The organism is Asanoa ishikariensis, from assembly GCF_900107455.1.
Lineage (GTDB): Bacteria > Actinomycetota > Actinomycetes > Mycobacteriales > Micromonosporaceae > Asanoa > Asanoa ishikariensis.
The window spans coordinates 102,817-129,092 of sequence record NZ_FNQB01000003.1; the positions used below are offsets into that span (position 1 = coordinate 102,817).

Genomic DNA, 26,276 nt, shown 5'->3' on the forward strand with positions numbered 1-26,276 from the left:
ACTTTAAGCCGACTTGCGACGTTGACTCCGCGCCTCGCCGCGTAGTTGGCTTCCGGGCATGGCGCGCATCGCATACGACGACGCGGACGCCGCGGCGTTCGAGGCGGCCCGGCACCTGACCGACGACGGGCTCGCCGCCTGGCGGACCGCCGTCGCCCGGCATCTCTCGCCACGGCCGGGCATGCGGGTGCTCGACCTGGGTGCCGGCACCGGACGTTGGGCACGGGCCTTCACCACGTGGTTCCCCGGCATCGAGGTCCTCGCGGTGGAGCCGTCCGAGGCGATGCGCACCCGTTCCGTGTTCGCGCCTGTCGTCGCGGGCGACGCCGCGCACCTCCCGCTCGACGACGACAGCGTCGACGGCGCGTGGATGTCCACCGTCATCCACCACGTCCCGGACCTGGCAGCCGCCGCACACGAGTTGCGCCGGGTCCTGCGCCCGGGCGCACCGCTGCTGATCCGCTCGGCGTTCGCCGGCCGGCACGAGGGGATCACCCTGTTCCGCTGGTTCCCGGAAGCGATCCGCGTGCTCGACACCTACCCCAGCATCGCCGAGGTCGAAGACGCCTTCTCGCGTGCCGGATTCGAGACGGCCGCCCTCGAACAGATACCGCAGACCACCGCCGCGTCGCTGCGGGAGGCAGCGACTGCCCTGCGGCGCGACGCACACACCCCGCTGAAGCTGATCACCGATGACGAGTACGCCGCCGGCCTGCGGCGGATGCATGAGGGGACCCGGGTCGAGAACAGACCTGTGGTCGACGTGCTGGACCTACTGGTGCTGCGCTAGGTGCGGACCGGGCGCTGGCCGCCGAGGGTGCTTTCCCGCGTGACCAGTCGGAACGGGGGCTGGACGTCGTACGGTGGCTCGACCGGTTTGCCCTCGATGCGGGCTACCAGCGACTGCACCGCGAGCCGGCCGATGTGTTCCTTGTCCGGGGAGATCGTGGTCAGGGTCGGGTTGCTGAACCGCCCTTCCTCGATGTCGTCGATGCCGATCACCGCGACGTCCTCCGGGATCCGCAGCCCCGCCTCGGCCACCGCGCGCATCGCGCCGATCGCGACCAGGTCGTTGTAGGCGAAGACCGCGTCCGGTGGTTGGGTGCGTGCCAGCAGGTCGCGCATCGCCATCAGGCCGTCGGCCCGGCCGAACGCGGTCGTCGGCGCGGCCAGCGCCGGGTCCCAGGGCAGGCCGGCGCCGGCCAGCGCCTCCCGGTAGCCGCGTAGCCGCAGGTGCGCCGACTGGCGGTGGTCGCCGGCCTGCGCGCCGATGAAGGCGATCCGGTAGCGGTCCAGCGAGACCAGGTGCTGCACCGCGACGTGGCTCGCGGCGATGTTGTCGATGGCGATGTGGTCGTGCGGCACGTCGTAGACGCCCTCGCCGATCAGCACCATCGGGGTCGCCGGTGGGCGGGCCAGCACGTCCTCGCGGGAGACCGCGACCGGGCTGAAGATCAGGCCGTCGACGATCTGCCGTCGGGAGTTGTCGATCATCGAGAGCTCGTGCTCGTACGAGCCGGCCGTGTCCTCCATGACCAGCGTGTAGCCCTGGCTCGTGGCCTCGCGGATCGCGGCGCCGGCGAGCTCGGCGAAGTACGGGTTGTCGAGCTCGGGAATGGCCAGCGCGATGATGCCCGTGCGGCCCAGCCGCAGGTGCCGTGCGCTGAGGTTGGGCGCGTAGCCCAGCTCGTCGATCGCCGACTGCACCCGCACCCGGGTCTCCTCACCGACCGGCCGGTAGCCGTTGACCACATTGGACACGGTGGACAACGAGACGCCGGCCCGCGCGGCGATGTCCTTCAGGCTGACGACCACGTGTGCACTCCAAGGTTCAGCGCAGCCGTCGCGCCGCGCAGACATCGACTGTCGTCCATTGACTGGCAGGTCAATCGGGCTCTATAACGTTATACAGGCGACTATCGATGCCCTCAAGGCTTGAGCAGAAGGAACGGAGCAGGTATGAAACCGTCCCGTCGTACCTCCCTCGTCGCGGTCCTGGCCCTCGTGACCGGGCTGTTGGCGACGCCGACCGCCGCGCGGGCCGCACCGGCCAAGACGCCTCCGCTGACCACGCCGTGGACCGCGCAGGCGCTCAGCGGCACCCCGTTGCCGGAGTACCCGCGCCCGCAGATGACCCGGCCCGACTGGCAGAACCTCAACGGCGAATGGCAGCTCCGCCAGTCGGCCACCGACGACGCGCCGCAGTTCAACACCACCCTGCCGGAGCGGGTCAACGTGCCTTTCCCGGTCGAGTCGGCGCTGTCGGGCGTCATGCGCGCCGCCAACGACAACCGCAACTACCTCTTCTACCGGCGCACCTTCACCGTCCCGGCGGGCTGGTCCGGGCGGCGCGTGCAGCTCAACTTCGGCGCCGTCGACTGGCAGACCACGGTGTGGGTCAACGGCCAGCAGGTCGGTGGGCACACCGGCGGCTACGACGCCTTCACGTTCGACATCACGGATCGACTGAACGGGGCCACCAACGAGCTCGTCGTCAAGGTCTGGGACCCGAGCGACACCCGCCAGAACGGCAGCCTCCAGCCGATCGGCAAGCAGACCAAGACACCCAACGGCATCTTCTACACGCCGAGCTCGGGCATCTGGCAGACGGTCTGGCTGGAGCCGACGCCGGCCGCGTCGATCAGCTCGGTCGACCTCTATCCCAACCTGTCCAACAACACCATCCGGGTGCGGGTGTTCACCCGCGGCACCGTCACCGGCCACACCGTGCTGGCCGAGGCGCTGAACGGGTCCACCGTGGTCGGCACCGCCACCGGCGGGTTCACGGAGTTCTCCGTCCCGGTGCCGTCCGCGCGGCGCTGGTCGCCGGACGACCCGTTCCTCTACAACCTGCGGGTCACGCTGCACAACTCCGGTGGGTCGCAGGTCGACCGGACCACGCACTACTTCGGGATGCGGGAGATCACCACAGGCCTGGTCAACGGGGTGCGGCGGCCGCTGCTGAACGGCCAGTTCGTGTTCCAGACCGGCACGCTCGACCAGGGCTACTGGCCGGACGGCGTCTACACCGCCCCGACCGACGCGGCGCTCGCCTTCGACCTCCAGAAGCACAAGGACCTGGGCTTCAACATGGTCCGCAAGCACATCAAGGTGGAGCCGCAGCGCTGGTTCTACCACGCGGACCGGCTCGGCGTGCTCGTCTGGCAGGACGTGCCGTCACTGACCGCGCAGAACATCGACGCGAACGCGGCGCAGCAGGCCCAGTTCGAGGCGGAGGCGCGCGAGATCGTCGACGAGCACCGCTCGTCGCCGGCAGTGGTCGCATACACGGTTTATAACGAGGGCTGGGGCGAGCGTTCCTTGGCCGACACCCAACGGGTGGGACAGAACGTCAAGAACCAGGACTCGACCCGGCTCGTCAACGTCCACAGTGGCTACAACTGTTGCCAGTCACTGGGCAACCCCGGCAACGGCGACATCGACGACTGGCACGTCTACCTCGGCCCCGATGCGCCGCTGGCCTCCAACCGCATCTCGGTGCTCGGCGAGTTCGGCGGGCTCGGCCTGCACACCCCGGGGCACGAGTGGAGCCCGAGCGGAGGGTTCTTCGCGTACGAGTGGCAGGCGAACGCCACGGCGTTGACCGACCGCTACGTCGGGCTGGTCGCCGGCGTGCAGAACCTGATGCTCGGCCGCGGGCTGTCAGCGGCGATCTACACCGAGATCACCGATCTCGAAGGTGAGCTCAACGGCTTCGTCACCTACGACCGGCAGGTGGTGAAGATGGACCAGGCCCGGGTACGCGCGGCCAACCAGGCGGTGATCGCGGCCTCCCGCGCCCTGCCCGCCCTGGCCCCGACCGCGCTGCCGGTCAACCAGCGCCGGTCGCTCCAGGTGACGACACCCGGCTTCACCAACCGCTACCTGCGGCACCAGAACAGCCTGGCGTACACCGAGGTCGTCACCGCGGCGTCGTCGGCGCTGCTGAAGAGCGACGCCACGTACACGATCCGGGCGGGTCTGGCCGACGCGTCCTGCTACTCGTTCGAGTCGGTCAACTTCCCGGGCCAGTTCCTCCGCCACGCCAACTCCCGCGTGCAGAACTCGGTCAACGACGGCTCGGCCCTGCTGCGCGCGGACGCGACCTGGTGCGCCCGCACGGGGCTGACAGGTTCCGGGGTCTCCCTGGAGTCGTGGAACTTCCGGGGCTCGTACCTCCGCCACCACAACTCGGAGGTCTGGCTCGCCAACGGCTCCGGCGGCGCGACCTACAACTCCCCGTCCTCCTGGACAGCCGACAGCACCTGGAACATCGCAACACCCTGGGCGCCATAGAACCACCGACGGGTGCGGCGGCGTCGGCTCCGCCGCACCCGCGGGTGGGAGACTGTGTCCTTGATTGATCGATACCAGGAGCTCTGGCGGCAGGGCCGCCGCGCCGTGCTGCGCGGAGACGTGGACGTCCAGCCGTTCGGCACAGGGTGCTGGCCGCTGTCGGTCGCGCTGCGCCTGGACCCGCCCACCCGCGCCCGGTTCGCCGACCTTGCCGCGGAGGCGGCCGCGCTCGTCGGCGACGCCTACCTTTTCGACCACCATGTGACCGTGCGGGCCGTCGACGACGGTGGGCTCGCGCTCTACGAAAGCGCGTTACGGGAGGCGACCGCCGGTCTCGGGCCGGTGCGGTTGCGTTTCGACGGCGTCGTCCTGACCCGGAGCAACCTGATGGCCTGCGGCTACCCGGTCGACGACACGGCATCGCGATTGCGGGCCAGGCTCGCGGAAGCACTGGCGGCCAGGGGAGCCGACGGCTTGGAACGCGGCCGCAGCCGGGACATCTGGCACACCACGCTGGTCGGGTTCGGTGGCCCGGTCGCCGACCCGCGTGGCCTGGTCGAGTGGGTCACGGACCGACTCGACCAGCCGTTCGGAACCGCGCGGTGCGACGTCGCGGACCTGAACCGCTGGACGGCCGCGGAGCGACAGCAGCACGCCATCCCGATCTTCAGCGCCCCGCTGGGGTGATCAGGAGCAGTCGAAGCGGTAGTCGAACGGGCGGTCGGGGCAGGTCGGGCAGACGAACAGGTAGATGCCGCCGACGTCGCCGAGCATCAGGCCGGCCGGGTTCTGGATGTGTCGCCACGGATGATCATCGGAGCCGGCGACGTCCCAGCCGGCCATCGCCGGGCGGTCCTGCAACGGGATCCAGCGCTTCTCGTCGCCTCGGCTGAACTCCCAGCTGGCCACGGTGAGCAGGTGGGCCATCCGGGCGCCGCAGCCGCAGGTCGGCCAGTCCGGTTCCTGGGTCCAGCCGGGATAGCCGCCGACCTTCGTACCCGATGCGACCGCCAGGTCGGTCTCGTACTCCCAACCGGTCTCCCGCTCGACCCGCTCGATCGTGTCCTTGATCTGAGACCAGACGGCCTCCGGCAGGTCGTCGCTCGGGTACTCGGTCACCCGTTCCGGATGCAGGACGCACGGGTCGGGCACGTGCTGGACGTCCGCCTCCTCGTCCGGCTCGGGCTGCTCCGCCAGCCGTGCGCCAACGTCGGCGCGGCGCCGCCACCTCAGCTCGGGCCGCGGCGAGGTCCACGGTTCGTGATCGAACGGGCACCACAGCACCTGCAGCACGTCCGTGCCGGCGGGAAACGGGAGTTCCGGAACGTCCTCGGCGAAGAGTTGCAGCACCGGGACGAGCGGCACCTCGGCCTCGCCGGGCTCACCGTCGAGGTGGTCGGCCGGCTCGGGTCCGTCGCAGACCGGCCACGGCTCCCGCGCGGGCCACAGCAGCGGGCCGCCCATCGAGCTCTGGTCCGCGGTCGGCGCTCCCGGGCGGGGATGCAGCCGGACCGTCGTCATCGCGAAGGGCACGACCTCCGGAAAGACCTCGGGCACGTCGATCGGGCTGGCGGCGGTGGTATGCACGGCGACGATCATCTCAGTCTGTCTTGAGGGACACCTCGTACAGGTAGACGTCGCCGAAGGTGCCTGTGCGGCGGAAGCCGGCGCGTTCGAGGGTGCGCTGGGAGGCGACGTTGTCCGCGGTGGTGTCGGCGACGACTCGGGACAACCCGTGATCGGCCGCGACGTCGAGCAGCGCGCTGAGTGCCTCTGCCGCGTAGCCGTGTCCGCGCGCCGACGGGGATAGGCCGTAACCGACCTCCACACACCCGTCGGCGGGCTGGCCCTTGAAGCCGATGCCGCCGATGGCCCTCCCGTCAGCGGCCCGGGTGATCCGGTAGTGCCCGAACGGGCGCTGGTCACCATGGGCGGCCGTCGTTCTGAGAAAGGCCGTCACACCGATGACGTCGCCGTCGAACGGAAAGTCGTCAGCCCAGGTGTCTTCGGCTTCGGCGCGCCGACCGATGATGCGTTCGCCCTCCGCCGCGTCGATGGCGTGCAGGCGCAGGCGTGGCGTGTGAAGTTCGGTCACGGGCGACAGCGAAGCAACCCTCGGCCCTTCGCACAAGCCGATTAATCTCAGAGGAGGCTCGACGCGGGCAACGGGGTCGGCAGGGGCGCCGGCAACGGGGCCGCCACGTACTCGAGCAGCACCGCCCGCACGTAGCGCGGTGTGGTGGGGAGGTCGGCCGACCCGACAGCGAACATCGTCGTGCTGTCCGGGCTCGCGGTGATCGCGTTGAGGCTCATGCCGATCGCGTCCGGCGGCTGTGGCGCCCGCTCGCTGACCCAACCGCGTTCGTTGTACGTGACGAGGTCCGCCTTCGGCTCCAGGGACGTTCTGGTCAACCACGCCCGTCCGGCCGGGTCCGTGGCCACGTCGGGCTGGGGGCCGTCCGGAGCGTCGCGGAGCACTTCGAAGGACTTACCGCCGCCGCGTACGGCCAACCCGTGCTCGCCGACCGCCCAGAGCTCACCGGGCGAGCGACCCGACAGCGCGTTGAACGCGGTCTCCTGGTTGTTGATGCCCACCTGGACCGTACGCCAGCCTGAGCCGTTCCAACGGAAGAGCAGCGGACCCTTGAAACCCTTCCACGCCCCGTTGCCGGCGGCCCAGATGTCGTTCGGGCCGAAGGCCTTGATGGCGGTGAAGTTGCAGAAGTTCGGCATGCCGCCGAAGGACGTGCCGCCGGTGCGGCATTCGGCGGGGGACCGGTGCGACCGCCAGGATCGGCCGTCCCACTCCTCGATGAGCACGTCGCTCTGGTCGTTGCCCACCAGCCAGGCATGTCCACCCACGACGGTGAGCCCGGTGATCAGCGAGTAGCCCTTGCTGCCCTGCGGGAACGGCACCTCGCGCCAAGCGGTCCCGTCGTAGTGCAGGACGTGCGCCACCTGGTCGTCCGGGCTGGGTGCGGACTCGTTGCCGACGACCCAGACGTCGGTGGGCGAGTCGGCCGCGACCAGGTTGAACCCACCGTGCCAGGCGATCGGCGGCAGCGCCGCGCGGGTCCAGCCCGTGCCGTCCCGCTGGAGGATCAGCGGCTTTCCGGTGTCGTCCGGCTTCTCGGGCGAGTAGGACTCGCTGCCGACGGCCCACGCGTGTGTGGCGTCCACCGACACGACGTCCCACAGCGCACTCGTCGGCCCGCCCAGTTCCGGCAGGCGGGCGAGGCGCCAGGTCGGCGGCGGCGCGGTGACGACGACTTCAGGTGACCCGGTGGGGGAGGCCGGGACGGGTTGAGACGGAGATGTGCCGGTGCCGGTGCACCCCGATACGAGCAGAACGGCGGCCAACGCCGCGGCAATCTTCCGCATGGCGCTGATGATCGCAGGACGCCGCCATAGCCGAGGTCCCCGCATTTCGCCACTTACCCAGATAAAGTGACTCACCATAGCGACGAGTGATGCGGCGGGGGCCATCTCGTGGCGGCCGCTGGCCGTGTTGGGACTGGCCCAGTTTCTGATGGTCCTCGACACGTCGGTCATGAACGTGTCGATCAGCCAGCTTGTCGACGACTTCGACACGGACGTCACCGCGATCCAGTCCGTCATCACCCTCTACACACTGGTGATGGCGGCGTTCATGATTACCGGCGGCAAGCTGGGGGACCTGTGGGGTCGCCGCCGGGCTTTCGTGGTCGGCATGGTCATCTACGGCGTCGGCACGACGCTCACCGCCGTCGCTCCGACGCTGTTGGTTCTGGTGCTCGGATGGTCGGTCATCGAAGGGCTCGGCGCCGTGCTGGTGCTGCCGTCGCTGGCCGCGCTGGTCGGCGCCAACTACACCGGATCGGCCCGGGCCACCGCCTACGGGGTGATCGGCGGCGTGGCCGGAGCCGGCATCGCGGTGGGACCGCTGCTGGGCGGGTGGGTCACCACGTACCTCACCTGGCGGTTGGTGTTCGCCGGCGAGGCCGTGCTGGTCGTCGTCATCCTGCTGCTCACGCCCTGGATCCGCGACGTCGAAGGGGCCGCGCGGCGGACCCGGCTCGACGGCGTCGGCGCGGCGCTGTCCGCGGCCGGCATGGCGCTGGTCGTGCTCGGTGTGCTCCAGAGCAGCACCTGGGGGTGGCTCCGGCCGCGCGACACGCCCGTGGAGATCTTCGGCTTCGCGCCGACCCTGTTCGTCGTCGCGGCGGGTGCCGCTCTGCTCGCCTGTTTTCTGGCCTGGATACGGCGTCGGCAGGCGGCGGGCCGCCAGCCGTTGGTCGAGCCGGAGCTGTTGGCCGCTCCACCGTTGCGCGCCGGCCTGTCGATGCTGTTCGTGCAGAACCTCGTCCTGCTGGGCGTCTTCTTCGCGATTCCGTTGTACGTGCAGGTCGTACTCGGGCTAGACGCCTTCGAAACGGGGTTGAGGCTGCTGCCCGCGTCGGTGGGGATGTTGGTCGCGGCGATGTGCGGGTCGTTCCTCGGCCGCCGGGCCGGCCCGCGCCTGATCGTCCAGATCGCCGTCGCGACGGTCGTGGCAGCGGTGCTCTGGCTGGTGAGCACGGTGCGGCCCAGTCTCGACGAGGTCTCGTTCAGCCTGGCCCTGGCATTGTTCGGGATCGGCATGGGTCTGCTCGCGTCGCAGCTCGGCTACGTGGTGCAGGGCAGCGTGGGGGAGAAGGAACGCAGCGAAGTCGGCGGCCTGCAGTACACCGCGCAGAACCTGGGGTCCTCGCTCGGCACCGCGCTGGTCGGCGCGGTGCTGATCGCCGCGCTCAGTGGGACCTTCACCGACCGCATCTCCGCCGACCCCCGCATCTCGGACGCGGTCGAGCAGCAGGCCACCGTCCGGATCAGCGCCGGCATCACGTTCGTGTCCACGACCGACCTGCGGGCGGCGCTCGACCGCACCGCCGTGCCGCCGGCCGAGGTGGACGCGATCGTCGACGGGTATGCCGAAGCCCAGTTACGCAGTCTGCGGGCTGCGCTGCTGGCGGCCGCGGTGTTCGCGGCGGCCGGCTTCCTCGCTACCCGACGCCTGCCGACCGGCGTACCCACACCGCTAGGGACCGCCGATTGAAATGACTCCATCACGAGACGCCCACCTTCTGGCGGTCGATCTCGATGAGCGCGACGACCCGCTCGTCCTCCCGGGGGTACGGCTGACCGACGTACTTGGTGGACAACTCGTCGACGACGGCCCAGGCGGCGTCGCCCTCCAGCCACCGCACGACGTGGCCGCGGATGATGACGGGCTCGAACGGGTTCTCGGCCGGCGCCAGGGACAGCGCGACGCGTGGGTCGCGGCGCAGGTTGCGGGCCTTGCGGGAGCCCGGTCCGGTGAGGAACACGACGTGGTCGCCGTGCGTGCCGACCCAGACGGGCACGGTGTGCGGTGCGCCGTCGGGCAGGACGGTGGCGAGGTGGGCGATCTCGGTGCCGTCAAGTGCGCGGCGGACGGTGGGGTCGAGCATGGTCAGCTCCTAGCGTTCGATGGCGTAGCGCAGGTGGGTGACTCCGGGCGCGGGGACCGCCTCGACGAGGCGCAGGCGCACGTGCTCCGGCAGTGACTGGAAGAAGGGCCGGCCGCCGCCGAGCAGGATCGGCACCTGGTGGAGCACCACCTCGTCGACGAGGCCCGCCGCCAGCGCCGAGGTCAGCGCGCCGCCGCCCATGAGGCCGACGTCCCGGTCGCCGGCGACCTCGCGGGCGGCGCCGATCGCGTCCGCGATGCCGGTGGTGACCAGCGTCTGCCGCTCGCTGAGCTCCGGCACGGGTCGGTGGCTGAGGACGATCAGCGGAGCCGTCGGGTGTGGACTGCCGCCGCCGAAGTGGTCCGAGTCGTCGTAGGTGTTGCGACCCGCCACGACCGCGCCCAGATTGCCGGCGACCGCGTCGAACAGCCGGGCGCTGGGCTCGCTCAGCTTGAACCCGTCGAACACCGCGCTCGGCGTGTCGCCGTCGAAGTACCAGTCGAAGAGCATCGTGCCGTCGCCGAGTCCGCGCCCGGCGCCCGGCGCGTGCCCGGTGATGTAGCCGTCGACCGACACCGCGTGGCCGCTGATGACCTTGCCCATTGTCACGATCCCTTCTGGAGTTCCTTCGGGGGACTCTGTGACCATAACAACGTAAGTTCCCTCAGGGAACCCCAATTGCTAATGTCGGCTCATGCAACGCACGGACTTCAGCGCGATGGCGTGCTCGATCGCGCGCACGCTCGATGTCATCGGCGAGCCCTGGTCCCCGCTGGTCCTGCGCGACGTCTGGGTCGGCCTCAACCGGTTCGAGCAGCTCCAGGCCGACCTCGGCATCTCCCGCAAGGTGCTGACCGAGCGGCTGAACCACCTGGTCGAGCAGGGCGTGCTCGAGCGCCGTCCCTACGACCGTAGACCGCGCTACGAGTACGTGCTGACGGAAAAGGGCACTGAGCTCGTCGACCTGCTGATGGTCATGGCCGGCTGGGGAGACAAGTGGCTGGCGGGGGAGGCCGGCCCGCCGGTGCTCTATCGGCACCACGCGTGCGGTGAGATCAGCGGCGTCGACCTGCGCTGCACCGCCTGCGGCGAGCCGATGCACGCGAACGACATCGACCCGCTGCCCGGCCCGGGCGCGGCGCCGACCACGGCTCGACCACCTGCCGGCAGGTAGCCACCACCCGTGGTCGGAGCCGCGTCCCATTCTTACGACCGGTCGGCGAAGCGGCCGTCCGGGTCCCAATGCCGCTTCAGTGCGACCAGACGCGCGTGGACGTCGGCCGGGTACGCCGTCGCCAGGTGTTCGGCGCGGCCGTCACCCGGGGTGAGGAAGTTGGCGAAGGTCCGCCCCGTCGTCCAGGCACCGAGCTCGGACAGGACCCGTTCGTGGAACGCGGTGTGTGCCGCCGCTTCGTCGGCCGCCGCGACACTGGCCAGGAAGAGCAGGAACGGCGCGTCCCGGTTGGCGACGGCGTTCGGTTCCCGTGGCGGCCGGCGCAGCGCGCCGGCGAGGTGGCGCAGCTCGACCAGCGTGACGGGCACGTCGGCGTTCTCGACGGCCACGTCGACCAGCCGGTCGACCGCCTCGGCCGGGAGGTCGCGCAGCAGCGCCGACCGCTCGTAGACCGGCATCGGATCGACCGGGTCGGAGTGGATCGCGGCGACCGCGGTGTACGGCATCTCGCCGACCGCGTCGATGATCGCGGGCGCCGCGGCCCGGATCGGTGCGACGTGGCGCGCGCCGTCGTCCGCCGAGCCGAGGTAGGCCACCCGGACGTGCACGACGAGCCGCCCGCGCAACGGCTCGGGCACCGCCGCGATCGGTGGCATGCGCAGCACCGCGATCGAGGAGCTGAGCTCGTCCGGCGTGCCCTCGACCCAGTCCCGCCACGCGTGCAGCACGGCGCCGGCGTGCTCGCCGTCGAAGAAGATGGCGCCGCCGTAGAGGTGGGACAGCGGGAAGAGCCGGAACTCGATGGCGGTGATGACCCCGAAGCCGCTCTTGCCGCCCCGCAGGCCCCAGAACAGCTCAGGGTCCGATGCAGCCGTGACCGTACGGGCGACGCCGTCCGCGGTCACGAGGTCGATCGAGATGACGTTGTCGGCGGCGTATCCGCGGGTGCGCCCAAGGATCGGGCTCAGGCCTCCACCAAGCGTGTATCCCACGACGCCGACGGTGGGCGACGATCCGTTCGCGGCGGCGAGCCCGTGTCGAGCGGCCGCGTCGATGACCTGTTGCCACCGGGCTCCGGCACCGACCCGGGCGGTCCAGCTCGCGGGGTCGACGGTGACCTCGGTCATCCGTTCGGTGTTGATCAGAAGTCCGCCTTCGGTCGCCGTGCCCGGTCCGTGACCGGTGGACCGCACCGCGACGCGGAGGCGGTGTTCGGTGGCGAAGCGGACCGTCTCGGCCACGTCTTCCGGGGTGGCCGTCGCGACGACGACCAGTGGGCGATGGCGCACCGTGAGGTTGTAGCCGACCAGCGCGGCGCTGTGGCCGTCCTCGCCGGGCAGGTGGACCGCGGCCCCCTCGGACAGCCGGCCGGCCAGGATAGTCGCCGCCGCGGCGGCGGCCGTCTCGTCGGGCGTCAGGGTCGTCAGGTGCGTCGATGATGTGGTCATGACCCGAGCCAACGCCGGTCCCGTCGATGATCGGCGGGCGCGCGTTGGACGTTGGGTTGACGTTCGATTGACGACGGCGGTTCGGCACTCGGGCGTTCGGCGGCTAGCGTGGGCGGAGCCAGCGCTTGGGGGAGATGATGACGACGCGGCCCGACGTCCGGTTCGAGGTCCTCGGTCCGGTCCGGATGTGGCGAGGCGGTCACCAGGTGCCGCTGGGGTCACCGCAGCAGGTCGTGCTGCTCGCGATGTTGCTGCTCCGGGAGGGGCGGCCCGCGTCGGTCGACGAGGTCACCAGTGCCCTCTGGGACGGCGACCCTCCCCGCGCGGCCACCAGCACCATCCGCACCTACGTCTCCCGCCTGCGGCGCGTTCTCGACGGCACCTCCGCGACGATCGAGACCGTCGGCGACGGGTACGCGCTGCGCGTACCCGAGGCGTCGGTCGATGTCATGCGGTTCCGGCGGTCCGTCGCGCGTGGCCGTGAGCTCCAGGCATCCGGTGATGCCGCCGGGGCGGCGGCCGTCCTGGCCGAGTCGCTGGAACTGTGGCGTGGGCCCGCGCTGGCCGGTCTGCCGGGCCGGTTCGCGGGCCGTCAGCGGACGCGCCTGGAGGAGGGCCGCCAGGCCGCCGACGAGTCCCGACTCTCCGCGCTGCTCGACGCGTTCCCGAACCAGCAGGCGGAAGCGGTGCTGGACCTCGTCGCGATGGTCGAGGCCTTCCCGCTGCGCGAAGGGCCGCGGCTCCTGCTCATGCGGGCCCTGCACGGCAGCGGCCGCCAGGGCGACGCGCTCGCGGTGTATCGCGAGGGTCGCGCGTGCCTCAAGGACGATCTCGGACTCGAGCCGGGTCCGGCGTTGCGCCAGCTCCACGAGCGGATCCTGCGCGGCGACCTGACACCGGCCACCCCTTCGCCGGACGCGGTCAGCGGACCGACCCGGCTTCCGCACGACCTGGCCGACTTCACCGGGCGCGAGACGGAGCTCGCCGCGATCAGCGCCGGACTGCTGGACGGACCGGGTTGGGTCGGCATCGCCGGGATCGACGGCATAGGGCGCACGGCCACCGCGGTGCGGGCCGCGCACCGGCTTCGCGACCGGTTCACCGGTGGCCAGCTCTACGCCGATGTCGCCAGTTCCGTCGACCTCGCCGACATCCTCGCCACGTGGCTGAGCGCCTTCGACCTGCCGGCGTCCGACCTGCCGGAGTCGGTCAACGGTCGCCTGGCAATGCTGCATCGGGCCGCGGCCGGCCGGCCGCTGCTGATCGTGCTCGACAACGTCGACGATCCGGCGCTCCTGGAGCCGCTGCTGCGGTCCCGGCCGCCCGGCGGCCTCCTGATGACCACCCGCCGCAGGCATACGGAGCTCGCGGCCGTGTGGGTAACGATCGGCGGCCTGCGGACCGACGACGCGCTGGTCCTGCTGGAGCGGATGGCGGGCGCGGATCGGGTCGCGTCCGACCGACCGGCGGCCGAGCGGCTGACCCGGCTGGCGTGGGGCTGGCCGCTGCCGTTGCGGCTGCTCGGAGCGCGCCTACGCGACCGGCCGATGTGGAGCATCGCGGACATCGCACACGAGCTCGACCGCGAACTGCACAACGTCACGGGCGTGTTGCACGACGAGTGCCTCGCGGCCGAGGCGCCACTGGTGCGCGCCTACGACCGGCTGCGGCCGGCGCAGGCGCGGGCGTTGCGGCTCGCGGCGGTCATCGAGCAGGAGGAGTTCACCACCCAGGACGTGGCCGCGTTGCTGGCCGTGTCCGTCGGTGCGGCCTTCAGCGCCATCGACCCGCTGGTCGATCTGGGCCTGATCGGGGAGGCCGCGAGTCCCCACAGCTATCGCCTCCATCCGATCGTCCGCGCGTTCGCCCGCCGGCTGGCGCACACGGTCGAGGGCACCGCCGGTGTCACCGCGGCACGTGACCGGCTGTCCGTCCTGCGTGCCGGCGCTGACCTGCCGGCGCTCGAAAGCTCGTTGACCGTCGCTTCGTAGGCCGGCTCCGGGGAGCGCGACGCTGGCGCGCCCGCTCCCCGGCCGTCTGACCAACTCCATGCGCGGTCAGGCGGGCTGCTGGCGCCTCCGCAGGACGAACCAGAGCACCATCCCGCTGAGTACGACCATGAGGACCAGCGCGAGCGGCTGGGTGTCAGTGGGTTCCGGCGCCGGGCCGGCGCCGGTCTCGGTGCCGGTGGGCAGCCAGTTGCCCGGAGCGTGCGCGGCCGCGACGGCCTTGTGCAGGTCGCCCTTGCCACGGATGGCCGGCAGCTTCCCGGCGGCCACCTTGGACAGACCCTGGGCCGAGCCGTCCGACCGGACGTCGACGAGACCGCCGACCCGGGCGTCCTGGACCACCTGACCCGACACCATGCCGGAGGCCAGTGCCCTGCCGCCCACCGCATCGTCGTCCACGTAGGTCATCGAGACCTGGCCCGTCGCGGAGACGGCCGCCGCGATCGTCCCCACCACGACGCCGGACTGGTAGAGCGGGGCCACCCACTCGTCGCTCGCGACCACCGGCTGGCCGGCGCCGCCTTCGACGAACGCGTCGTTCCAGGTGTGCAGCCGCACCGGCGTGCCGGCCCGGTAGCCGTTGACCGGCTTGCCGGGTTGGATGGCGCCGGGGCCGGCCTCGATCGCCAGGTTCGCCGCCGGGCGGCCGAGCACGTCGCCGGCGACCCGTGGTGCGTCCTGCGCGAACCAGGCTCCGACCTCCGTCGGCGCGGCAGCGTCGCCTGGCTCGGCGAGTGCCGGTGATGCGAGCAGGGTGAGACCGGCGGCGACGGACAGGGCCAGGCCGGCGGCGCGGAGCAACCTCATCGCGGTCATCGGTGTCCTCACTTTCGGTAGAGGTGGATGAGGGTGCCCGAGGCGGCGTAGAACGAGGTGTTGTTGGCATAGCTGCCCCACTCGCGCGACGTCGAGGTCCCGGTCGCCGGGTCGATGTAGGACAGCCCGTACGAGTAGCCGGTGTTGTAGTAGCCCCGCACCACGTGGGCATGGCCGGCGCCGTTGGACCGCCACACGATCCGGCTGTAGACCGGGCGGTTGACGTCCATCTCGGAGACCACGTACGCCCAGCTCAGCACCACCTCGGTGCCGGGGTTGACGCCGCGCTTGTTGAGCGCGTTCATCACGTTGGCGGTCGTGCCCGTCACGTTGCCGCACGACGAGGAGTTCTTGCCGTCCTTGACGAGTTGGCATTGCGCGATGGTCGAGCCGGTCTGGTAGCGGATAATCATTTTTGCGGACGCCGCCCAGCACCAGTTCGAGTTTTCCTGCGCATAGGCCGTGACACTGAGAACTTTTTCGACCGCGTTCGCGGCCGATGGCGCGGTGAAGACCATTCCGACGGTAATCGACAGCACTGCGAGTACGCGCGTGGCAAGACTCCGTTGCAGGTTCACATGAAACCTCCGGTTAGGTTTTCCGAACCGTGAAAGTGGCGGCGTCGGGGAATGCGACCGGCTCTGCCTTGACGCCGCAGAAGGCGAGGAACGTCGAGAGCTTTGTGGGGAGTCCGGCTTCGACCTCGAACGGGTCGGGGTTGTCGTCGACGATGCCGCGGGCGGTGAACGTGTCCGCCTCGGTCTCGCTCGCGACCAGCCGGGCGCCGCCCGGGAGCGTGACGGCATAGCGGTTCGGGGTGATCGACTCCTGGACTAAAGCGGTCCCTTCTGGCCACAGCGGCATCCGCTCCACGCCGTCCACGACGACGGTGACGCAGCCGTTCGCGCGGAGCGCGAGCCGCCCTTCCAGTGCTTTCGATGGCGCGGTGAAGTGGTCGGGCATCGGGGGATCGCGGAGATCGGCGACGTCGACGAAGCCCGTGCCGACACTGGTGTCGGCCGGTGTGGTGCCCGGCGCCGCACCGAGCGCGGCCTCATCGCCGCCGCCGGTGGCACACGCCGCCAGGAAGCTCAACAGTCCACAACAGACAAGGGCAGGCCAGGGCAAGCGTCGTCGCATGGTGGTACCGCTCTTCCGATGTGATGGATACGCGGTCGCCTGCGAACGGCCGCTTTTCCGGCCGTGATTGTGGGCGACCGCGCGCGCAGTCGCTTTGTGCTTATCGTCCTAAGGGCAGGCGAATAGGCGCGCTCTCGCTGGCCCCCGTCCGCCGCGCGTCGCAATTGCCTTGCTGAGAAAGCCGATCCCCTCAAGCAACGTAGCTTGTTAACGCTCACATTTCAAGGCGTGAATGGCTGGTGTGGACCGGCAGAAGTCAATGTCGTACGCGGCGACCCATTCGTCCGGCTCGGCCGCTTTCGCCGCCCTAGGTGGCGGCAGAAGCGCGCTCCGCCTATGTTCGTCCGGTGTCTCCTGACAAGATCAACGCGGCTTCGGCCGGCACGTGGACCCTCGGCCGCGACCTGACCGTCAACCGGATCGGGTTCGGCGCGATGCGGCTGACGGGCAGCGCCGCCTTCGACCTCGGCACACCCAGCGACCGCGACCGCGTCATCGGCGTGCTGCGCCGTGCGGTCGAACTGGGCGTGAACCACATCGACACCGCGGCGTTCTATTTCTCCCGGCTGCGTTCGGCCAACGAGCTGATCAACCGCGCGCTGGCGCCGTACCCGGCCGATCTGGTCATCACCACCAAGGTCGGACCTGGCCGCGATCCCTCCGGTGACTGGCTCCCCCTGGCCCGGCCGGACCAACTGCGCGGCCAGGTCGAGGAGAACCTGCGCCAACTCGGCCGCGACCACCTGGACGTGGTGAACCTGCGCCAACACGGCCTCGACTCGATCGCCGAGCACTTCGGTGCGCTCGCCGACCTGCGCGACGCGGGCCTGATCCGGCACCTGGGCATCTCGAACGTCCGCCCACACCACCTCGCACAGGCCCAGGCGATCGCCCCTGTCGTCTGCGTCCAGAACGCGTACGGCCTCCACAACCGCATCAGCGACGGCACCCTGCGCGCGTGCGGCGAGCAGGGCATCGCGTTCGTGCCCTTCTTCTCGATCGCCGGCGACGGGCGTGACGCCGGAGGTGTCGCCGAGGACGACGCGGTCCTCGCCGTAGCCCGCGCGCACGGCGCCACGCCGGCGCAGGTCCGGGTCGCCTGGACGCTGAGCCGCGGACCGCACGTGCTGGCCATCCCGGGCACGGGCAACCCGGACCACCTGATCGAGAACCTGGCCGCCGGGGCGCTTCGGTTGTCCACGGAGGAGCTCGCGAGCCTCGACGGCTAAGGCGCGGCTGTCTCGATGATCCGCTAGTGGAGGGCCGCCTTGAGGCCGACCACGACGAGCCCGAGGACGCCCGCGAAGGCCGTCGCCCCCCAGCGCGGCCATCCCGTGAGGCCGGCGCCGCGGGCCGCCAGCCAGCCGAGCACAACCAACAGGAACACGGTGTACGCGAGCGCGGCGTCGAGCGCGGCCGCACTGCTCGCGCCGGCAAGGCGGGACAGCAGCAGCACGAGCAACGGGGTGATCGAGGCCTGGATCAGCGCCCAGCCCGCGGTCAACACGTGGAGCACGTCCGTGCGGGTCACCGACGCGCCCCGGGCAGCCAGGCCCAACAGTTCCGAATAGCGTTCGGCCAGCCAGTAGACCAACAGCGTGACCAACACCGTCGCAGCAACCCGGCCAACGCCGTAGTTGCCCGACGCCGCCAGAGTCGAGGCGCAGATGACCGTGCCATAGATGCCGGCCGGCACCCACGGCGCGGCGACCCACATCCCCTTGCGGGCTCCGGCTTTGTCCATCGGCACCGATTATCACCGCCAAACCACCACCAAGCCGAACAAAAGGTCAGGCCGGCGCGGCGATGCTTTCCAGCGCCTCCGCGAGCCGCCGCACCTGTGGCGGCGTGGCCTCCAACAACGGAGAGCGCACCGTCGGGTGGGGAATGATCCCCAGTTCGGCTAGTGCCGCCTTGGCCATGACGGCGCCTTGGGCCGTGCCCATGACGGCGTCCACCAACGGGGCCAGCGACCGCGCGATAACGCGCCCCGACGAGAGGTCCCCGGCACGCACCGCGCGGATCAGCGAACCCACCCGGTCGGCGGTCACGTTGCCCACGACGCTGACCACCCCGGCAGCGCCGCTGGCCAGGTAGGGCAGGTTGAGCTCGTCGATCCCGCAGTAGTAGGCCAGCGACGAATCCGCCATCACCGCCATCGCCGCGGCCAGGTCGCCCTTGGCGTCCTTGACCGCCCTGATCCGTGGGTGCCCGGCGAGCTCGACCAGGGTGGCCGGTTCGAACGCGATGCCGGTGCGCACCGGTACGTCGTACAACATCACGGGCAGTTCGGTGGCGTCCGCCACCGCCACGCAATGGGCGATCACCCCCGCCTGGGTCGGCCGCGAGTAGTAGGGGCATACGAGCAACAGCGCGTCCGCGCCGGCGGCCGCCGCAGCCTGGGCCCGCCGGATGCTGTCCGCCGTGTCGTACGTGCCGACACCGGCGACCACCCGAGAGCGACCAGCCGACCGGGCGACTACCGCACCGACCAGCGACGATGCCTCCAAAGCGGTCAGGGTCGGCGACTCACCGGTGGTCCCGCCCACCACGAGGCCGTCACACCCGGTGGAGACCAGGTGGTCGACGAGCCCGGCCACGCCGGTCGAGCAGATCGCGCCGTCGGGCCGCATCGGGGTCACCATCGCGACGAGGTTCGTACCGAACAGAAGATCCGTCATGGCCCGAGCCTGCCCGCGACCCATACCTAAGGTCCAGCGATGCTTTATTGCCAAAACCGCGTAGCATCGCTTCATGATCGATGTTGCTGCTTTGCGGGCTTTGCGGTCCGTGGCCACCCGGGGGACGCTCGCGCGGGCCGCCGACGATCTCGGCTTCACCGCCTCCGCCGTGTCGCAGCAGATCAAGCGCCTCGAACGCCAGGTCGGTGTGCCCGTCCTGGCCCAGGCCGGCCGCGGCGTCGTGCTCACCCCCGCCGGCCAGGCCATCGTCGACTCGGCACCTGACGTCTTCCAGGCCCTGGAACGCTGCGCCGAGGCGGCCCGGTCGGTCGCCGACGGCGCGCCAAGGGGTGTCCTAAGGGTGGTCGCCTTCTCGACCGCCATCCGCGGCCTGCTCGCCCCGGCCATCAAGGAACTCCAGAAGCGCTGCCCGGACCTCAAGGTGCACGTCACCGAGCAGGACCCAGACCAGGCCCTGCACAGCGTCGACGCCGGGACCGCCGACCTCGCCCTGATCCACGACGCCGATGGGCTGCCTGCCCAGTTGCCACCGTCAATGACCCAGCGACACCTGCACACCGACACCGGCGACGTCGTCATGAGCCGGACGCATCCGTTGGCGCAGCACGAGAAACCCCTCGCCAGTGAAGACCTCGCCGGCCACGCCTGGGTCACCAGCCCGCCCGGCACGGTGTGCCACCAGTGGTTCCGGCGACTGTTCGCCAACGCGCCCGAGGAACCGGAAGTGCGCCACCTGGTCGACGACTTCGCGACCCAACTGGCACTCGTCGAAGGCGGCGCGGTCCTCGCCCTCATCCCGCGCCTGGCCCGCCCGCCGCTGGGCGACGGGCTCGTCGCCCACCCACTGCTGAGACAACCGAAGCGCGAGGTGTACGCCGCCTGGCGGCGCAGTGCCGACGCCAGCCCCGCGATCCAGGCAGTGGTCAGCGCGCTGTGAGCCCCGCCGCGAGCAGCGGCGCGACCGCCTCTTCGGCCTGCGCCGAGGTCGCGTCGGCGGCCGCACCCTGGCGCGCGCGGTAGCTGATGCCCTGCGCGATGACGGCCAGCTTGAAGTTGGCCAGCGCCAGGTAGAACGGCCAGTGATCGAGATCGACCCCGCGCCGCCGGGCGTACGCGGAGGCGATCGCGTCGGCGTCGGGGAGCCGGTCGCTCGCCCACGCGGCGTCCAGGCCGAGGATGGGGTCGAGCTGCGGCTGCCGGTACACGCACATGAGGGCCACGTCGGTCTGCACGTCGCCGACCGTCGCGAGCTCCCAGTCGACGACCGCGAGCACCTTGGTGATGTCGGAGGCGTCGAGCAGCGTGTTGTCGATCCGGTAGTCGCCGTGCACCACGCCGATGTGCGCCGGCCGGTCGGGCAGCGTGGAGAGCAGGTGGGCGTGCAACCGGTCCGCGTCCGGCAGGTCGTGGCTCTTGACCTCGTTCCACTGCCGCCACCACAGCGCGACCTGGCGCTCGAGGAAGCCGTCGGGCCGGCCAAGACCACGCAGCCCGACCTCGTCCACGTCGACGGAGTGCAGGTCCGCCAGGACCCGGACCAGCTCCGTGACACAGGACTCCAACTCCACCGACGGATAAGCGTCGAGCTGCTCCCGCGTACGCACGACCTGTCCCGAGACGAACCCGGTCACGGCGAACGGGGCGCCGAGCACCGACGTGTCCTCGCAGAGTGCGACCACCGGCGGCACGGGGACGGCGCTGTACTGCAACGCGCGCACGACCCGCCATTCCCGCGCCACGTCGTGCGCCGACTGGGTCAGGCCCGACACCGGCGGACGGCGGACCACCCAGCGGTGCGTGCCGTCGGTGACGGCATACGTCAGGTTGGACCGGCCGCCGCTGATGAGATCGGAGGAGAGCGGACCCGCGACGGGCACACCCGCAGAAGCGAGGAACCGGCCCAGGGCCGCCAGGTCGAGGCTCATGCCTCGTACCCCTTCGTCCCGGCGCGGCTGAGCACGAGCTCGTTGACCACGGTGCGCGGCGACAGGGAGAGCAGGGCGCTGACCGCGGTGACCACGTCTGAAACGGGGATCATCGCCGACGGCGGCACCGAGTCGTGCACCCACGCGCTCATGTCGGTGTCCACATAGCCGGGTGCGATGGCCGTGGCGGTGACGCCGGCGCCCGACTCCTCCGCGTTGAACCCGCGGCACAACGCCAGCAGCGCCGCCTTGGTGGCGCCATAGACCGCGAGCGACGGCTCCGCGTACACCCCACCGATGGACGCGAGGGCGATCACCTTCGCACCGTGGGAAGGACGCCGCGACGCCGCGGTACGCAGCATCGGCAGCGCGTCGCGGATCAGCAGGAACGGCGCGCGGGTGTTGAGCGCGAACTGCTTGTCGTAACGGTGGGTCTGGTAACCGTGCAGCGGAGCCGCCGAGCCGACCCCGGCGGCGAGGACGAGCGCGTCCAACGAGTCGTGGTGGACGGCGTGGGCGGCGACGACGGCGGCCGGCGCCTCGGGTGCAGCCAGGTCGACCTCCACACACTCCACATGGGACGCACCGGCGGCGGTCAGCTCCAGGGCCGCCGCGGCCAGGCGGGACGGGTCCCGTGCGACGAGGGTCAGCCGCCAGCCCCGCTGGGCCAGGTCGAGCGCGATGCCCCGCCCGATCCCGCGGGACGCGCCGGTGACCACCGCGGACCGCGCCGCGGCCGTCACCGCGGTGTCTCTTCGCTGATGCCCACGATCGAGCGCGCGATGGTCAGGTAGCGGTCGAGCAGCGCTTCGACCGGCAGGCTGCCGTCCGGCCGGTACCACGACGCGACACCCACGCACAGCGACGCGATGGCCCGGCTGGCGTCCTTCGGGTAGGACGTCGAGAAGTCGCCGTCGCGCACGCCGGCCAGGATCACCTCGTCGAGCATGTGCTGCTGCTCGTCGCGCTTGGCGACGTAACGCTCCCGGTTGCCGGGCTCCAGGCTGCGCAGCTCGGCGGTCGAGACCATCGCACCCGTGCGCCGGTACATGTGGAACCGCAGCATCGACTCGACCAGCGCGTCGAACTGCGACCGGGGGTCCGGCGTCGCGCCGGACAGCGCCGCACGGCTGCGGGTCAGCAGCTCGTCGATGATGACCGTCATGAGGTCGACGAGGATGTCCTGCTTCGACGGGTAGTAGTGGTAGACCCCGGGCACCGACAGCCCCGAGCGGCGGGCCAGGTCACGCGTCGTCGTGCCGTGGTAGCCGTGCTCGTAGAAGGCCGACAGGGCCGCGTCGAGGATGCGCGGGAAGTCGAGGGTTTCGTACTCGCGCCACTGCAACGTCATCGCTGTCCCCGCTTCGTGCGTGCGGCGGCGACGAGGGCGTCGAGCGCCTCCGGATCGTCGACCGCGCCTCGGTTGATCACTTGCTCCGGATCGGCGCCCTGGAGGATCCGCTTGACCGGAACCTCCAAACGCTTGCCGGTACGCGTGTGCGGCAGCCGCGAAACGATGACCACGTCGTCCGGCGCGTGCCGTGGCGAAGCCCGCTCCGTGATGCGCTGCCGGAGAAGGGAGACGAGATTGGCCGGGTCCGGCGAGCCGTGCGGGACGACGAACAGCGGCAGCCAATAGCCGCCGTCGGGCTCTTCCACACCCACGACCAGGGCGTCCGCCACCTCGGGCAGGTCGCTGATCGCGTCGTAGATCTCCGCCGAGCCCAACCGGACCCCGTGGCGGTTGATGGTCGCGTCCGAGCGCCCGAGGATGACAACCGTGCCACGCTCCGTGCGCACGGTCAGGTCTCCGTGCCGCCAGACACCGGGGAAGTCCGCGAAATAGGTGTCGTTCAGCTTCCGGTCGTCGGGGTCGGCCCAGAAACGCAGGGGCATCGACGGCATCGGCTCGGTGATCACCATTTCTCCCGGCGTGCCGGCCGGGACCTCCTCGCCGTCAGCGTTCCAGACCTGGACCGCCGCTCCGAGCGCGGGGGCACTGATCTCCCCGTCGTAGACGGGTGTGGTCGGTGCACTGGCGACGAAGATCCCGCAGATGTCCGTACCTCCACTCATCGATCCTAGTTGGACGCTCGCGCTGACGTGGTGCCGGAACCAGGCGTTGGCGGAGGCCGGCAGCACCGATCCGGTGACGCCGACCAGCCGCAGCTTTGACAGGTCGAGCTCCCGTCCAGGTTCGAGGCCGGCCCGCTGGGAGGCCTCCAGAAAGCCCGGGCTCGTGCCGAACACGGTGACGCCGAGGTCGGCGACCAGTGGCCACAACGCGTCCGGGCGCGGCCGGCCGTCGTAGAGGACGATGGTCGCGCCGTGCAGCAGCCCGCAGACCTGTGCGTTCCACATCATCCAGTTGGGCGTGGTGAACCAGAAGAACACGTCGTCGCCGCGTACGTCCATGTGGAGGCCGGGGGAGACCAACTGCTCCAGGAGTACGCCGCCGTGCCCGTGGACGATGCCCTTGGGCTTGCCGGTCGTGCCCGAGGTGAACAGCACCCAGAGCGGGTGCGCGAACGGCACGGCGACGGCGGTCGGGTCGGGGTCGGCGGCCAGGGCGTCCGCCCAGGTGCTGGCGTCGTCGAGGGGATGGGTGAGCCCGGCGGTCTCGACCGTGATGGTGTGCTGGAGCCCGGGCAGCAGGTCCCGCAGGGCGTGGGCGTCGGCGCGACGGTCGTGCACCGTGCCGCCGAAGTGGTAGCCGGAGCCGGCGATCAGGACGCGGGGCTCGAGTTGGGCCATCCGGTCCGCGGCCGAGGGCGCCGCGTAGTCGAGTCCCGTCTGCGCCCAGACGGCGCCGACCAGTGCGGTGGCAACGAAGGCGACCACACCCTCGACGCAGTTGGGCAGGTAGGCGGCGACCCGGTCGCCCGGCTCGACCCCGAGCGCGCGCAGCCGGCCCGCCACCGCGAACGCTTGCGTCCGCAGTTCGGCGTACGTGATCGCGGTCCGCGAGCCGTTCTCCGCGACCAGGACCACGGCGTCCTGGTCGTCGGCGCCGGCACGCAGCAGGTGCGCGCCGAAGTTCAGCGTGCCGTCGGGGAACCAGACCGCACCGGGCATGCGACGTTCGGTGAGCGCGCCGGTGGGTGCCGTGGACCAGTCGACCTCGAAGAACTCGGCGACCGCCGCCCAGAACTCGCCCGGGTGGGCCACCGACCACGCGTGCAGCGCGGCGTAGTCGGTGACGTCGTCGAACGACGCGTAGCCCCGTGTGCCGAGCCAGGTCGCGAACCGGACGATCCGGGTCTTCCCGACGAGCGACGGGTCCGGCACCCAGTCCGGCTGGATCACCGTCATGCGCGGCGTCCCGGCAGCAGGGAGCCGCGGGTGAGGACCACGTCGACGGCCACGGCGATGATGAGGACGGCACCGGTGGCGAAGTACTGGACCTCGGTGGACAGGCCCAGGAGCTGCACGCCGTTGCTGATCGAGCCGATGACCAGCGCACCGAGCAGCGCGGACCAGATCGAGCCGCGCCCGCCGAAGAGGCTGGTGCCGCCGACGACCGCCGCGGCGATCGCGTTGAGCATCAGAGGACCAGCGCCGGAGGTGACCGAGACGCCGAGCTGGCGGGACGAGTCGACCATGCCGGCGATCGCGGCGCAGGCGCCGAGGATCAGGAAGGAGTAGAGCACCATCCGGCGCACGGGGATGCCGGCGCGCTGGGCCGCCTCGCGGTCGCCGCCGACGGCGTACATGTGGATGCCGTAGCGGGTCTGGGTCGTGGCGTACCAGGCGATCAGCAGCATGACGGCCAGGATCAGCAGCGGCATCGGCAGGCCGCGCTGCTGGGTCAGCGTGAAGACGCCGCCGAACAGGACGACCGCCACCACCGCCGCGGGCACGAGGACCGTGGCCAGGGAGGTCAGGGAGCCGGTGGACACCCGCTCGCGGTGTTGGAAGAACCGGTAGGCCGCGTAGGCCAGGGTGCCCGCCGCCGCCAGGCCGTAGCTCGCGCCGGCCGGGATCGCCGTGCTCGCGATCTTCGCGAACGGGGTGCCGGCCACGCTGATCGTGAACTCGGGCGGGAGCACGACCAGGATGAGGCCCTGGAGGATGACCATGCCGCCCAGCGTGACGATCAGCGACGGCACGCCGAACATGATGATCTGGGCCTCGACGAACGTGACGACCATGCCGGTGGCCACGCCCGCCGCGATGCCGACCACCAGCGGCAGGCCGTGGTTGACGGTCAGTCCGGCCGCCACGGCCGCGCAGACGCCGGACAGCACCGCTGATGACAGGTCGATCTCGCCGACGATCAGGACGAACACCACGCCCAGGGCGAGGATCGCGGTCGTCACGATCTGCAGGGTCAGGTTCGTGATGTTCTGGAAGCTGAGGTACGCGGAGCTCTGGCTGTAGAAGACGGCCCAGATGATCGCCAGGACGACGAGCACCGGGATGCTGCGGTGTCCGCGGGCGGCGGTCTCGATCGCCCGGCCGATCGTGCGGGAGGCGGTGGGCGCCGTCGCCGCGGTTTTCGTCGTCGTCACTGGTCTCCGCCCTCGTTCGTGGACTCGTGTGCGCCGGTCATCGCGCCGACCAGGTCTGCCGGCGTGTAGCCGCCGCGCGCGAACTCGGCGACCTTCGAGCCGAGCCGCAGCACCACGATCCGGTCGGCGACGCGCCGCACGTCCTTCATGTCGTGGGAGATCACGACGACCGCCCGTCCCTGGTCGCGCAGGCGGTCGATCAGGTCGAGCACCTCGCCGCGTTGGGAGACCCCGAGGGCCGCGGTCGGCTCGTCGAGGATCACCACGGCCGGGTCGCTGATCAGCGCGCGGCCGATCGCGATGCCCTGGCGCTGGCCGCCCGACAGCGCGACCACCGGGGTGTTGAGGGCGCGCAGCTTGACCGACAGCGACTCGAGCACCCGCTGGGCCTGTTCCTCCATGACGTGGCGCCGGACGCGGCGGCCCGACCACACCGGGCCGTAGCGTTCCTGGCCCAGGAACAGGTTCTGCACGGCGTCGAGGTTGTCGCACAACGAGAGATCCTGGAAGACGGTGCGGATGCCGGCCTCGGCCGCGGCCCGCGGTGACTCCAGTCGCCTGGCCTCGCCCCGGACCTGGATCTCGCCCTCGTCGGGGGACTCCACACCGGACACGATTTTCACCAATGTGGACTTTCCGGCGCCGTTGTCGCCGACGAGCGCCACGACCTCGCCCGCGTGCACCGCCATGTCGACCTCGTGCAGGGCGCGGACACCGCCGAAGTGCTTCGAGATCTTCGTCAGCTCGAGTAAAGCGGTCATGGTTTCCTCCGCCGGGCGGTCGGCGT

General features: G+C 71.0%; 26 protein-coding genes. 8 read left to right on the top strand and 18 right to left on the bottom strand.

Translation table 11 applies throughout. The features are described from left to right. Positions 1-58 precede the first annotated feature (58 nt). Positions 59-790: a class I SAM-dependent methyltransferase gene (locus BLV39_RS24560; RefSeq protein WP_090798007.1), complete on the top strand. Its 732-nt coding sequence runs from the start codon at positions 59-61 to the stop codon at positions 788-790. Here the strand turns inward: BLV39_RS24560 and BLV39_RS24565 are convergent. Continuing rightward, positions 787-1,815: a LacI family DNA-binding transcriptional regulator gene (locus BLV39_RS24565; protein ID WP_090798009.1), complete on the bottom strand. Its 1,029-nt coding sequence runs from the start codon at positions 1,813-1,815 to the stop codon at positions 787-789. The two genes, BLV39_RS24560 and BLV39_RS24565, sit on opposite strands and share 4 nt — an antisense overlap. Positions 1,816-1,959: 144 nt before the next feature. On the opposite strand from BLV39_RS24565, the gene BLV39_RS24570 reads away from it, so the two are divergent. Further along, positions 1,960-4,296, top strand: coding sequence for an AbfB domain-containing protein (locus tag BLV39_RS24570; protein ID WP_090798010.1), 2,337 nt, complete (start codon positions 1,960-1,962; stop codon positions 4,294-4,296). 60 nt (positions 4,297-4,356) lie between these two features. Continuing rightward, on the top strand, positions 4,357-4,983 hold the full coding sequence (locus tag BLV39_RS24575) for a hypothetical protein (RefSeq protein WP_143049870.1): 627 nt from the start codon (positions 4,357-4,359) through the stop codon (positions 4,981-4,983). On the opposite strand, the gene BLV39_RS24580 is transcribed toward BLV39_RS24575, so the two are convergent. The 3 genes from BLV39_RS24580 to BLV39_RS24590 are packed head-to-tail and all read right to left on the bottom strand — an operon-like array spanning position 4,984 to position 7,677. Then, a complete protein-coding gene (locus tag BLV39_RS24580) occupies positions 4,984-5,883 on the bottom strand; it encodes a hypothetical protein (protein ID WP_204082651.1) in 900 nt (299 codons plus the stop codon). Between the two features lie 13 nt (positions 5,884-5,896). Then, entirely contained in the window at positions 5,897-6,391 is a 495-nt protein-coding gene (locus tag BLV39_RS24585; RefSeq protein ID WP_204082650.1) for a GNAT family N-acetyltransferase, read from the bottom strand. A gap of 47 nt (positions 6,392-6,438) precedes the next feature. Continuing rightward, the gene (locus tag BLV39_RS24590; RefSeq protein ID WP_090798016.1) at positions 6,439-7,677 is read right to left on the bottom strand and encodes a beta propeller repeat protein; all 1,239 of its coding nucleotides are present in this window, start codon (positions 7,675-7,677) and stop codon (positions 6,439-6,441) included. 124 nt (positions 7,678-7,801) lie between these two features. Here BLV39_RS24590 and BLV39_RS24595 point away from each other — a divergent pair, with 124 nt between their 5' ends. Continuing rightward, a complete protein-coding gene (locus BLV39_RS24595) occupies positions 7,802-9,370 on the top strand; it encodes an MFS transporter (RefSeq protein WP_275414242.1) in 1,569 nt (522 codons plus the stop codon). A gap of 10 nt (positions 9,371-9,380) precedes the next feature. Here BLV39_RS24595 and BLV39_RS24600 read toward each other — a convergent pair whose 3' ends face one another. Both BLV39_RS24600 and BLV39_RS24605 read right to left on the bottom strand, forming a co-directional pair. After that, entirely contained in the window at positions 9,381-9,764 is a 384-nt protein-coding gene (locus BLV39_RS24600; RefSeq protein WP_090798020.1) for a TIGR03618 family F420-dependent PPOX class oxidoreductase, read from the bottom strand. A gap of 9 nt (positions 9,765-9,773) precedes the next feature. Next, complete coding sequence (locus tag BLV39_RS24605) at positions 9,774-10,367, bottom strand: dihydrofolate reductase family protein (protein WP_090798022.1); 594 nt, start codon at positions 10,365-10,367, stop codon at positions 9,774-9,776. A gap of 91 nt (positions 10,368-10,458) precedes the next feature. Between BLV39_RS24605 and BLV39_RS24610 the strand changes: the two genes are divergently transcribed. Further along, on the top strand, positions 10,459-10,938 hold the full coding sequence (locus BLV39_RS24610; protein ID WP_090798024.1) for a winged helix-turn-helix transcriptional regulator: 480 nt from the start codon (positions 10,459-10,461) through the stop codon (positions 10,936-10,938). Between the two features lie 32 nt (positions 10,939-10,970). Here the strand turns inward: BLV39_RS24610 and BLV39_RS24615 are convergent, their stop codons facing one another. Then, positions 10,971-12,386 (bottom strand): FAD-binding oxidoreductase, encoded by a 1,416-nt coding sequence (locus BLV39_RS24615; RefSeq protein ID WP_090798025.1) that lies wholly within the window; start codon positions 12,384-12,386, stop codon positions 10,971-10,973. 137 nt (positions 12,387-12,523) lie between these two features. On the opposite strand from BLV39_RS24615, the gene BLV39_RS24620 reads away from it, so the two are divergent. Next, entirely contained in the window at positions 12,524-14,377 is a 1,854-nt protein-coding gene (locus BLV39_RS24620) for an AfsR/SARP family transcriptional regulator (protein ID WP_176985064.1), read from the top strand. A 66-nt stretch (positions 14,378-14,443) separates the two neighbouring features. On the opposite strand, the gene BLV39_RS24625 is transcribed toward BLV39_RS24620, so the two are convergent. The 3 genes from BLV39_RS24625 to BLV39_RS43125 all read right to left on the bottom strand — a co-directional run bounded on the left by BLV39_RS24625 (position 14,444) and on the right by BLV39_RS43125 (position 16,306). Then, entirely contained in the window at positions 14,444-15,211 is a 768-nt protein-coding gene (locus BLV39_RS24625; protein ID WP_090798028.1) for a hypothetical protein, read from the bottom strand. An 8-nt stretch (positions 15,212-15,219) separates the two neighbouring features. After that, on the bottom strand, positions 15,220-15,729 hold the full coding sequence (locus BLV39_RS24630) for a papain-like cysteine protease family protein (protein WP_275414245.1): 510 nt from the start codon (positions 15,727-15,729) through the stop codon (positions 15,220-15,222). A 73-nt stretch (positions 15,730-15,802) separates the two neighbouring features. Continuing rightward, positions 15,803-16,306, bottom strand: a complete 504-nt coding sequence (locus BLV39_RS43125) for a hypothetical protein (protein ID WP_176985066.1) — start codon at positions 16,304-16,306, stop codon at positions 15,803-15,805. Between the two features lie 392 nt (positions 16,307-16,698). Between BLV39_RS43125 and BLV39_RS24635 the strand changes: the two genes are divergently transcribed. Next, complete coding sequence (locus tag BLV39_RS24635; RefSeq protein WP_090798032.1) at positions 16,699-17,580, top strand: oxidoreductase; 882 nt, start codon at positions 16,699-16,701, stop codon at positions 17,578-17,580. 23 nt (positions 17,581-17,603) lie between these two features. On the opposite strand, the gene BLV39_RS24640 is transcribed toward BLV39_RS24635, so the two are convergent. After that, positions 17,604-18,095 carry a hypothetical protein gene (locus BLV39_RS24640; protein WP_143049871.1) on the bottom strand — a complete coding sequence of 164 codons (492 nt, stop codon included), beginning with the start codon at positions 18,093-18,095 and terminating at the stop codon, positions 17,604-17,606. 46 nt (positions 18,096-18,141) lie between these two features. Continuing rightward, a complete protein-coding gene (gene dapA / locus BLV39_RS24645) occupies positions 18,142-19,032 on the bottom strand; it encodes a 4-hydroxy-tetrahydrodipicolinate synthase (RefSeq protein WP_090798036.1) in 891 nt (296 codons plus the stop codon). Positions 19,033-19,105: 73 nt separating this feature from the next. On the opposite strand from dapA, the gene BLV39_RS24650 reads away from it, so the two are divergent. Then, complete coding sequence (locus tag BLV39_RS24650) at positions 19,106-19,990, top strand: LysR family transcriptional regulator (RefSeq protein WP_090798039.1); 885 nt, start codon at positions 19,106-19,108, stop codon at positions 19,988-19,990. Here BLV39_RS24650 and BLV39_RS24655 read toward each other — a convergent pair. From BLV39_RS24655 to BLV39_RS24680, 6 genes are read right to left on the bottom strand one after another with little or no spacing between them, the layout of a single operon-like run. Next, positions 19,977-20,978, bottom strand: a complete 1,002-nt coding sequence (locus tag BLV39_RS24655) for a phosphotransferase family protein (RefSeq protein WP_090798041.1) — start codon at positions 20,976-20,978, stop codon at positions 19,977-19,979. The two genes, BLV39_RS24650 and BLV39_RS24655, sit on opposite strands and share 14 nt — an antisense overlap. Beyond that, positions 20,975-21,721: an SDR family NAD(P)-dependent oxidoreductase gene (locus BLV39_RS24660; protein ID WP_090798043.1), complete on the bottom strand. Its 747-nt coding sequence runs from the start codon at positions 21,719-21,721 to the stop codon at positions 20,975-20,977. Before BLV39_RS24660 ends, BLV39_RS24655 begins: the two co-directional genes overlap by 4 nt. Continuing rightward, entirely contained in the window at positions 21,718-22,329 is a 612-nt protein-coding gene (locus BLV39_RS24665; protein WP_090798046.1) for a TetR/AcrR family transcriptional regulator, read from the bottom strand. The genes BLV39_RS24660 and BLV39_RS24665 overlap by 4 nt, the downstream gene beginning before the upstream one ends. Next, entirely contained in the window at positions 22,326-24,290 is a 1,965-nt protein-coding gene (locus BLV39_RS24670) for an acetoacetate--CoA ligase (RefSeq protein ID WP_090798048.1), read from the bottom strand. Before BLV39_RS24670 ends, BLV39_RS24665 begins: the two co-directional genes overlap by 4 nt. Continuing rightward, complete coding sequence (locus tag BLV39_RS24675; protein ID WP_090798051.1) at positions 24,287-25,489, bottom strand: sugar ABC transporter permease; 1,203 nt, start codon at positions 25,487-25,489, stop codon at positions 24,287-24,289. The genes BLV39_RS24670 and BLV39_RS24675 overlap by 4 nt, the downstream gene beginning before the upstream one ends. Next, positions 25,486-26,250: an ATP-binding cassette domain-containing protein gene (locus tag BLV39_RS24680; RefSeq protein ID WP_090798053.1), complete on the bottom strand. Its 765-nt coding sequence runs from the start codon at positions 26,248-26,250 to the stop codon at positions 25,486-25,488. The genes BLV39_RS24675 and BLV39_RS24680 overlap by 4 nt, the downstream gene beginning before the upstream one ends. Positions 26,251-26,276: the final 26 nt, after the last annotated feature.